General features: G+C 47.3%; 6 protein-coding genes. 1 reads left to right on the top strand and 5 read right to left on the bottom strand.

Annotated features, from left to right (window positions below):
* The first annotated feature begins 232 nt into the window (after positions 1-232).
* A complete protein-coding gene (locus tag CAG68_RS01905; RefSeq protein WP_005373258.1) occupies positions 233-1,099 on the top strand; it encodes a mechanosensitive ion channel family protein in 867 nt (288 codons plus the stop codon).
* A gap of 98 nt (positions 1,100-1,197) precedes the next feature.
* Here the strand turns inward: CAG68_RS01905 and CAG68_RS01900 are convergent, their stop codons facing one another.
* From CAG68_RS01900 to CAG68_RS01880, 5 genes are all read right to left on the bottom strand, one after another.
* A complete protein-coding gene (locus CAG68_RS01900; protein WP_017820342.1) occupies positions 1,198-1,518 on the bottom strand; it encodes a DUF1840 domain-containing protein in 321 nt (106 codons plus the stop codon).
* 175 nt (positions 1,519-1,693) lie between these two features.
* Positions 1,694-2,596 carry a hydroxymethylglutaryl-CoA lyase gene (locus tag CAG68_RS01895; protein ID WP_017820341.1) on the bottom strand — a complete coding sequence of 301 codons (903 nt, stop codon included), beginning with the start codon at positions 2,594-2,596 and terminating at the stop codon, positions 1,694-1,696.
* Complete coding sequence (locus tag CAG68_RS01890; protein ID WP_161440722.1) at positions 2,577-4,625, bottom strand: acetyl/propionyl/methylcrotonyl-CoA carboxylase subunit alpha; 2,049 nt, start codon at positions 4,623-4,625, stop codon at positions 2,577-2,579. The genes CAG68_RS01895 and CAG68_RS01890 overlap by 20 nt, the downstream gene beginning before the upstream one ends.
* Positions 4,618-5,400 carry an enoyl-CoA hydratase-related protein gene (locus CAG68_RS01885; protein WP_017820339.1) on the bottom strand — a complete coding sequence of 261 codons (783 nt, stop codon included), beginning with the start codon at positions 5,398-5,400 and terminating at the stop codon, positions 4,618-4,620. Before CAG68_RS01885 ends, CAG68_RS01890 begins: the two co-directional genes overlap by 8 nt.
* A gap of 93 nt (positions 5,401-5,493) precedes the next feature.
* On the bottom strand, positions 5,494-6,547 hold a 1,054-nt coding region (locus CAG68_RS01880), incomplete at its 5' end, for a carboxyl transferase domain-containing protein (protein ID WP_161440721.1).

Below are 6,547 nucleotides of genomic sequence, written 5' to 3'. Positions count from 1 at the left end.
GATTTACCTTGCGTATCCAGTTGGTTGATTGGCTCGTTTAGTTCACAAAGACGTATTCCCTAAATGGCTTAATCGGTTGAAAAAGTGGGAAACCACTCGAAGCGTTTTACGTAGATTACAATATAGTTAATAGGAAGAACTTAATTGAGCCGCTGCGCTATCGATTGGGCTAAAAATATAAGACTTATGCGCTCTGGCTTGCTGATAACGATGAATCAAGAGTGAGCACTTTATGTTCGAACGGGTCATTTCATTTTTAGAAACAACACTGTTTACCTTTAACGAACAACCTATCACGTTGTGGGCGATATTGATGGTGCCGACATGGGTCATTGTCGCTTTATGGTTATCCAAAATTTTGATCAAAACCGTTACGTCAAGAATGTCTTCATCGGGGAAAGACCCAAACGTGATTCATTTGGTTAAACGGATATTATTTGTCATCGCTCTCGCCATTATTTTTATGACCACACTTTCGATGATAAATGTGCCAATTACCGCGTTTGCCTTTCTGTCTGGTGCCATCGCTATCGGCTTCGGTTTTGGTGCGCAAAACATCATTAACAACTTCATAAGTGGCTGGATTTTGATTGGTGAAAAGCCAATCCGAATTGGGGACTTTTTAGAGGTTGAGGGCGCCAAAGGCACTGTCGAGCAAATAAATACACGCTCAACGAGAATCAGACGAACCGATGGTGTTCATATGCTCATACCCAACAGTCAGTTGATTGAGAACGTGGTGATCAACTGGACGTTATGCGACAGATTAGTTCGTGGCTCTGTCGTCGTCGGTGTCGCGTATGGGAGCGATGTCAAACAGGTTGCTGCCTTAATGGCGGAAGTGACTTCGCAGCAAGCGCAAGTTCTGAGTTCGCCAGCGCCAGATGTGTTTTTTCAAGACTTTGGTGACAATGCTTTGATCTTCGAATCTTATTTTTGGATTAACTCAACGGTTGAGGGCGGTATTCGCTCGGTCGCAAGTGCCATGCGTTTTGAAATCTACGAAGCTTTCGAAAAGCACGGCATTGAAATCGCGTTTCCACAACGAGATGTGCACATTGATGGGCAAATCAAGTTGTCTAGGGAGAGAAACGGATAGGGCGATAAGCGGTATTGGTGTTCTTATCTTGGTGTCGAGTAACCATAGCGAGGCGGCCACAACACGGATTCACCTCGCTAGAAACCAGTTTGAAGGCGTTATTGGTTGTCCCACATGACTTCGCATTCTTCTTTGATTGCTGATTTTAGCAACTCAATCAGTGGAAAAGCTCTGCGTCCTAGGCTTACCGCGGGCTCTGCTTGTTCTTCCTCTTCGTCTACATCAGTAGGGAGGTTTTCTTCAGCTGCATTTTTCGCAGATAGAGCAGAAGTTAACCTTGATAGCGCGTTAGGAACATCTTGAGCGGAAATTGATCCCGGCACAGTGCCGCTGTGACCCATCATTTTGAGCATATCTAATGCAATATCACCAAACATTGTGACGTTTGAGTGGCTTCGACAACGAAATGTTATGAGCATTTACCTGATCCTGTTTTATACGTTCGCTTTGAAACTAAATTGTAGCTGAAATCAGGCACTAATTAATGTGATGAAGACCGTTGAGCGTTAAGGTTTTTATGAGTAACAATAAAAAACGGGCACGTACGTCTGCATGCCCGTTTAAATACATTATTTGATTATGATAGTTGATGATTTACAAGCTATACGGATCGCCTAGAGCCAATGCGACCCTAGAAGCAGGAGACTTTCCTAACGCACGGCAAATTTGCCAACCCGCTTCATTGATGACGCCAAGGTCAACGCCTGTTTCAATCCCAAGTTGCTCACACAGATAAAGTACATCTTCCGTTGCAACATTGCCACTGGCTCCTTTCGCGTAAGGGCAGCCGCCGAGCCCCGCTACTGCGCTATCAATGGTGTTGATGCCCATTAACAAGGCTTGATAGATATTGGCTAATGCTTGTCCATAAGTGTCATGAAAATGTACTGCGAGCGCGTCTTTTGGCAGTAGCGTTAACAACGAATCCAGCATGGCGATAACGCGATTAGGTGTTGCCTTACCGACAGTATCACCGAGCGAAATCTCATAACATCCCATATCAAACAACGTATTGGCGACCTTGGTAGTTTGCTCTGGCTTGATTACTCCCTCATATGGACACACCATGGTACAAGACAAGTACCCGCGTACAGGAATGTTGTGCTGGTTCGCCAATTCGATAACGGGCTCAAATCGAGCGAGACTTTCGGTAATGCTGCAGTTGATGTTCTTCTGGCTGAACGTTTCTGAAGCGGAGCCAAATACCGCAATTTGCTTTACACCGCTTTCCAGCGCACGTTCTAACCCTGCGAGATTTGGTGTGAGAGCGCTATAAACCACGTCAGGCTTTTTTGAGATACCAGCAAACACCTGATCGGAATCGGCCATTTGAGGCACCCACCTTGGAGAGACGAAAGATCCCGCCTCAATATGCTTTAAGCCACTGCTGCTTAGTTGGTTAATCAAACGGATTTTATCAACCAGCGTCACTGACGTTTCATTTTGCAGACCATCACGAGCGCCGACTTCGACGATATTAACCTTCGCTGGTAGCATATTCGCGCTCCTTATCTTCACTGACGTTATCCGATATCAAAGCCAAATTCAGCAGGATGGAACCGTGCTGTACTTGGTCCCCGTGCTGATAAAACAATTCGTCGACTTTTGCTGCTACCGGAGCCGTGATGGTGTATTCCATTTTCATTGCTTCGAGTACCAAAAGCGGATCGCCCGCCGCCACTTCGTCACCTTTAGCCACCATAACTGCTGAAATTATGCCGTTGAGTGGTGCGGTTGGACTTAGTTCATCGTCAATATCTTTTGCAGAGTCAAAGTTAGGTTGATGAGCAAACGTGCGTTGCTGGCCAAGATAAAACAGTGTTGTCTGTTGCTCATCGCTAAGTGCATTAAAGGTGTAACGCACATTATCAATATCGACGATAAACTGGTTGCCACTTTCAAGCAGGATGACTTGATGCAGCTCCTCACCACATCGGACAGTGAAGTGAGATCCTGTATCTTGCGATGATTGTTGCAAACGTGCCTGATGGTTGGCTTTGGCATCCGTGAAGTTAAATCGGTAAACGTTGTCAACTGACAGTCTAAAACCTCGTTTGGTTGGCGCGGGTAACGTTGAGCTGTCTGATTTTGAAATGAGATCATTCCAACGAGCAACCGCCGCCAATGTAAGCCAGATTGAATCCGACACGTCTTGCTGCTCATTTATGCCTTGTTGATGTGTTACGAGGAAACCTGTATCGAGCTCAATCTCGGCAAAGGTTGGCTGCGAAATAATGCTGTGCAGATAACCAATGTTTGTCGTTACTCCACGTACGTGATATTGAGTTAACGCCTGCTTAAGCTGCTTTAGCGCGATATCACGAGTTTGCCCCCAGACGATCAGTTTGCTGATCATTGGATCGTAATATTCGCTGATGCTATCGCCTTGGGTAACACCACTATCAACGCGTACGCACGCTAGGCGCACATTACTGTCTGATACGGGTTCTTTTAAGTAGTCAATGCGGCCAGTCGACGGCATAAAGTCATTGTCTGTATCTTCTGCGTAAATTCGCAGCTCAATTGAATGACCGTTGTGGGTGATTTCAGATTGCGAAATAGGTAAATGCTCGCCAGCTGCGACTTTGAATTGCCACTCCACCAAATCAACGCCGGTGATCAATTCAGTGACAGGGTGTTCAACTTGCAGACGGGTATTCATCTCCATGAAGTAGAATTGACCTCGGCTATCGAGTAAGAACTCCACCGTGCCAGCGCCAACATAGTCGATCGCTTGAGCGGCCTGAACCGCAGCTTCACCCATTTGTTTACGCAGTGCATCACTAAGACCGGGAGCTGGTGCTTCTTCGACTACTTTTTGGTGACGGCGTTGAATGGAGCAATCGCGATCAGAAAGATAGACACAGTTGCCATATTGGTCAGCAAATACCTGAACTTCAACGTGGCGAGGCTGCAATATGCATTTTTCGATTAGAAGCTGCTTATCGCCAAAGCTTGAAAGTGCTTCACGCTGCGCACCGTCGATGGCCAGAGGCATTTCGGCTGCGCTATTGACCACTCGCATGCCTTTACCGCCACCCCCTTGGGTTGCTTTAAGCATCACTGGGTAACCGATTTTTTCAGCTTCCGCTAATAAGTGCTCTACGTTGTTGTCTGTGCCGTGATAGCCCGGAACCAAGGGCACGTTCGCCTCAGACATGATGGCTTTGGCTTGCGACTTCGAACCCATTGCTTCAATTGCGCTGGTGGAAGGGCCAATAAAAACAATGCCATTTTCGCTGCACGCTTTCGCCAGTTTCGGGTTCTCGGAAAGAAAACCATACCCAGGGTGGATAGCATCGGCTTGCCATTTTTTCGCAGCGCCGATAATCGCATCGATATCGAGATACGATTCACTCGCCGGAGCGGGGCCAATGAATTCAGCGAAATCCGCTTGTTTAACATGTAAGCTGCTGCGATCCGCTTCGGAATAGACGGCTACCGTCTCTATAGCCATGCTTTTTGCGGTTTTAATGATTCGGCAGGCAATTTCACCGCGGTTTGCGATCAGTATTCTTTTAAACATGATTCCTCCAATTGGCGGCGCGCTTTTCAAAAAATGCAGCTAGTCCTTCTTGTCCTTCACTGGACACGCGAGCGGTTGCAATAGCTTGGCTGGTGTATTCAATTAATGAATGATCGATAGGTTGGTTATCACAGCGTAAACAAAGTGCTTTTGCAGCCTGCATGGCTTGTGGACCGTTGTTGAGCAGGTGATCAATGGTGCGATTGACGGCTTCACGTGGTTGAGCGTCTATCTGATGAAGAATACTCATCGATAGCGCGGTTTCGGCATCAATCAGTTCCGCGGTTAAAAAGTAGCGTCGGCTTTGTCGTTGTCCAATCGCTCGGATTACGTAAGGTCCGATGGTGGCGGGTAACAAACCGAGCTTCACTTCACTCAAACAGAAGCGGCTTTCAGGTGTACCAATAGCGATATCGCAGCAGCAGATAAGCCCAAGTGCGCCGCCAAATGCAGCGCCATGCACCATAGCAATAGTCGGTTTGCTAAAGGTATCCAGCGTATGCAAAAGTTTTGCTAGTTGCTGTGCATCTTGCAGGTTTTCACCCTCGGTTTTGGTTGCCATTGACTGCATCCAGCCCAGATCTGCTCCCGCAGAAAAGTGTTTCCCTTGCGCCGTTAGTACCAATGCACGTAGAGAGTCGTCTCTCTCAAGTTTTTCCAAGGTTTCGATAAGTGAAGCAATTAATTCATCATTAAACGCGTTGTGTTTTTCTGGCCGATTCAGGCTCAACCAGGCAACGCCATTGCTGTCTTTTTCAAGCAGTAGTCCGGTCATGTGACTTCCTTTGTCTGATATTCCAATACTCGCTAACCATATACTTTACGAACATCGGTATTTGCGAGGAGTTAAGATTTGCCTTGCATCCGACTACATACGGAAGATGCCAAATTTGCTGTCTGGTATCGACGCATTAAGCGCAGCAGACAGACCAATGCCGACAACATCACGGGTTTTCGCAGGGTCAATAATGCCGTCGTCCCACAAACGAGCACTGGCGTAGTATGCATGGCTTTGAGTCTGATATTGCTCCGCAATTGGACGTTTGAACGCTTCTTCTTCCTCTACGCTCCAGCTTTCACCTTTGCGAGTTTTGATATCGCGGGTCACTTGCGCCATCACGCCAGCCGCTTGCTCTCCACCCATGACGGAGATGCGTGCGTTTGGCCACATCCACATCATGGTTGGATCATAAGCGCGGCCACACATGCCGTAGTTCCCTGCGCCATACGATCCACCAATCACTACGGTAAACTTCGGCACGTCTGCACACGCAACAGCAGTTACCATTTTCGCACCATGTTTGGCGATGCCTTCGGCTTCGTACTTCTGACCGACCATAAAGCCCGTTATATTCTGCAAGAAAAGCAGAGGAATTTTGCGTTGTGCGCACAGCTCAATAAAATGCGCGCCTTTTTGTGCTGATTCCGAAAATAGAATGCCGTTGTTAGCGACAATGCCAATCGGCATACCGTGAATATGGGCAAAGCCACAGACCAAGGTTTCGCCGAACAAGGCTTTAAATTCATCGAACTGGGAATCATCAACAATTCGGGCAATGACCTCTTTAACATCAAACGGCTTTTTAAGATCAGTACCGACGATACCGTACAGCTCTTGGGCAGGAAAACGTGGATCCTGTGGCGTTTTTTGCTTGAGTTGAACGGGTTTTAAGTGGTTGATTTGAGATACGGCTTGTCTTGCCAGTTCTAATGCGTGGTGATCGTTTTCTGCATAATAATCGGCCACGCCAGAAGTGCGACAGTGAACGTCTGCGCCACCAAGATCTTCCGCGCTGACTTCTTCACCAGTCGCTGCTTTTACAAGAGGTGGACCTGCCAAGAAAATCGTGCCTTGTTCTTTGACTATGATGGATACGTCACACATGGCAGGAACATAAGCGCCGCCAGCGGTACATAGCCCC

It is taken from the genome of Vibrio sp. V42_P2S4T144 (genome assembly GCF_009904715.1).
GTDB classification, from domain to species: Bacteria; Pseudomonadota; Gammaproteobacteria; order Enterobacterales; family Vibrionaceae; genus Vibrio; species Vibrio alginolyticus.
Note: the sequence above shows the minus strand (reverse complement) of the source record. Positions and strands in the feature narration are given on the sequence as shown.

What these genes read in the sequence shown, in the direction of transcription:
- CAG68_RS01905 (WP_005373258.1), top strand. Translation starts at nt 233, where the DNA reads ATGTTCGAACGGGTCATTTCATTTTTAGAAACAACACTGTTTACCTTT.
- CAG68_RS01900 (WP_017820342.1), bottom strand. Translation starts at nt 1,518, where the DNA reads ATGCTCATAACATTTCGTTGTCGAAGCCACTCAAACGTCACAATGTTT.
- CAG68_RS01895 (WP_017820341.1), bottom strand. Translation starts at nt 2,596, where the DNA reads ATGCTACCAGCGAAGGTTAATATCGTCGAAGTCGGCGCTCGTGATGGT.
- CAG68_RS01890 (WP_161440722.1), bottom strand. Translation starts at nt 4,625, where the DNA reads ATGTTTAAAAGAATACTGATCGCAAACCGCGGTGAAATTGCCTGCCGA.
- CAG68_RS01885 (WP_017820339.1), bottom strand. Translation starts at nt 5,400, where the DNA reads ATGACCGGACTACTGCTTGAAAAAGACAGCAATGGCGTTGCCTGGTTG.